Annotated in this window: 4 protein-coding genes; all 4 read right to left on the bottom strand. The window is 43.6% G+C overall.

Annotated features, from left to right (window positions below):
* On the bottom strand, nucleotides 1–343 hold a 343-nt coding region (locus Q0212_RS07140), incomplete at its 3' end, for a hypothetical protein (protein ID WP_367175704.1).
* Nucleotides 343–687 carry a hypothetical protein gene (locus Q0212_RS07135; protein ID WP_297923985.1) on the bottom strand — a complete coding sequence of 115 codons (345 nt, stop codon included), beginning with the start codon at nucleotides 685–687 and terminating at the stop codon, nucleotides 343–345. The genes Q0212_RS07135 and Q0212_RS07140, both read right to left, overlap by 1 nt.
* On the bottom strand, nucleotides 687–1130 hold the full coding sequence (locus tag Q0212_RS07130; protein WP_297923983.1) for a DnaT-like ssDNA-binding protein: 444 nt from the start codon (nucleotides 1128–1130) through the stop codon (nucleotides 687–689). Before Q0212_RS07130 ends, Q0212_RS07135 begins: the two co-directional genes overlap by 1 nt.
* Nucleotides 1131–1172: 42 nt before the next feature.
* Nucleotides 1173–2144: a major capsid protein gene (locus tag Q0212_RS07125; protein ID WP_297923981.1), complete on the bottom strand. Its 972-nt coding sequence runs from the start codon at nucleotides 2142–2144 to the stop codon at nucleotides 1173–1175.
* Nucleotides 2145–2278: the final 134 nt, after the last annotated feature.

The raw sequence follows: 2278 nt of genomic DNA, 5'->3' as shown, positions 1-2278 counted from the left end.
GTCTAGCACTTACTCTAACCATGCCATTAGGTGCTTGTTGGCTATGGCCATACTCCAACGCTTTAGCGTATGGCAATTTGTTTGTTAGATAAAATACATGACCGTTTGCGGCTTTTGCGAATGGTATTACATGGTCAATTGACCCTGCACGATTCATTGGCTTAACTGCTCCAGTGTACGGCTGGTCGAGTGTTGCTTGCCAGTTAGCTCGAAACAAGCCCGTGTCAACAGGACTCATCATATCAACTCGACGACTAATGTTAATGCAAAAAGCCGCTACCGCTTTCGCTTCGGTAATCGCTAACTTTCGCGCCAACTTTGCTATGTCGTCATTGAATGACATTACACGCGCCCCTGTACAATATATAAAATACTGGTATCGGCAGGCTTTATTTCTTTTAACGCAACAATACTATATTGCTGTCCGTTTGTTTCAATTCGTTGGTTAGCAGTCAAAGTAAAATCACTCGACACTAAAAACTTTACATCATGCGCTTGTAAAATAAAATCATTGTTATCTAATGCGTTAAATTGGCTTTGTACTAATCTGATTGTTTCGGTTGTTTGTGTGATTGTCGGCTGATAGTCCGTGCCTGTATTCGTTTCGCTAATCAGCAAAGCGTCACGTCCGTTTTCACGAATTAAACGCTCTGATAATACTGCTAAATTAGCGTAACTGATACCCATTACAACACCCTCATAACCGCTGTTGACGATTCAATGTAATCAGCTAAGGCCGCATTGATAGACCGTGCAATTGGCGCATTAGAAGCGTTAGGCTGATATTCAACTTCTAACACATCAACTTTTTCACGTTTAACCGCACGTTCTACTGTCGCTAATGGGTCAAAGCCGTTAGCAATTGATAATGCGACAACGTGCTGCGCTTTGACAATGCCGACAGGTACAGTGGCACTATCTAACAAGACATGATCAACATAAACGCCATTACGCGGCCAATCATTAGCCTGTGCGTAATCCGTTTTTTGACCTTTCCAACATTGCGCCTCCATAAAATCAAAGGCTTTGGTGAGATAAATCGAAGCGTTAGGCGTTGTGACAGTTACGCCACGCGCTAATGCAAATGCGATAAACGCATCGTCTGTTGTATAGCCTATTGTTACCGTCATGCTTTAAACCATCAAAAAAGGGGCAATTAAGCCCCTATGTTGTTAGTCTTCTGCGGCATCACCGATGGTGATAACGCCTGCTGTATGTTTGATGCTTGTTGCAACTTTGTCCCAATTTGAGCCAGTGGCCAACTCCGCATCTGTAGGAGACTTGCCACCGTTTGACTCGTCCCAAGTGTAACCCTTGAGCGATAAACCAAACGTGTAGTCAACTTGCATCGTAGTCTCAATGCGCTCTTTGCCGTTATTGGTTTGAATGTTAGAGATAACATCACCACCATCAAACACAATCGCGGCAGAATCAGCCAATGATAAAACTTTTTGCAAATCAGGTGTACCAGTTTGGTACAATGACGGCGCATCAGTCACAATCACGGCTTTACCCAAAATATCAACAACTTGGACATTTTGAGCTTGGAATAATTGAGGCGTATTAGTCAAGTTTTGGCCGATTAACTTATGGTAAACTTGGCCAGTCATCACCTGTGCAACTAACGATGGGCTATGGTCCCCAAATAAAGCATGAGCCGTATTGATTGCACCATAATTGATGCCGCCCGTTGCGCTAACATCATTTTTAGCTGTGGATTGATTAGAAATTGCAGCAACTAACGCGGCAATAGCGGTATTGAGTTGGTCTTTAAGCAAAGCCTCTGCAAAGTTACGGCTCGCAACTTCGATACCTTCGGCAGTTGGCTTACTTAACCAAGTTAATTGGCTTGGCTCAAAACGAATTGGGCCGAATCCACCAGCTACTTTTACAGAGCTATGTTTTAATTGTGTTAAATCGGTAACAGACGGTGTGCCGTTGGACGCGTAACGGTCAACACGGCGTTGTGCGCTGTGAATTGATGCAAAAAAAGACTCTTGCAAAAAGTCACCATCAAAACCAGCAGTCGTTAAACGAATTGCGCCGCGTGATGCTTCGTTAAATTTACTAATCATTTGCGCCAATGTTTCAATAGTGGCAGGCATGATGTACTGGTTAAAAACTTGCATTTGAGTTAAGGACATGGTTATTTACTCGCTAATTCAGGGAATCTTTTAGCTAACTCGGCTGCCCGTTGTTTTCGGTCTCCGCCTAAGTTGCCTGTTGTTTTAGCAGCACCGCCACCATTTGAAGCATTAGTGCCAAAGCCCCCGCTTGA

Source organism: uncultured Agitococcus sp. (assembly GCF_937920075.1).
Lineage (GTDB): Bacteria > Pseudomonadota > Gammaproteobacteria > Pseudomonadales > Moraxellaceae > Agitococcus.
Note: the sequence above shows the minus strand (reverse complement) of the source record. Positions and strands in the feature narration are given on the sequence as shown.

What these genes read in the sequence shown, in the direction of transcription:
- Q0212_RS07125 (WP_297923981.1), bottom strand. Translation starts at nt 2,144, where the DNA reads ATGTCCTTAACTCAAATGCAAGTTTTTAACCAGTACATCATGCCTGCC.
- Q0212_RS07135 (WP_297923985.1), bottom strand. Translation starts at nt 687, where the DNA reads ATGGGTATCAGTTACGCTAATTTAGCAGTATTATCAGAGCGTTTAATT.
- Q0212_RS07130 (WP_297923983.1), bottom strand. Translation starts at nt 1,130, where the DNA reads ATGACGGTAACAATAGGCTATACAACAGACGATGCGTTTATCGCATTT.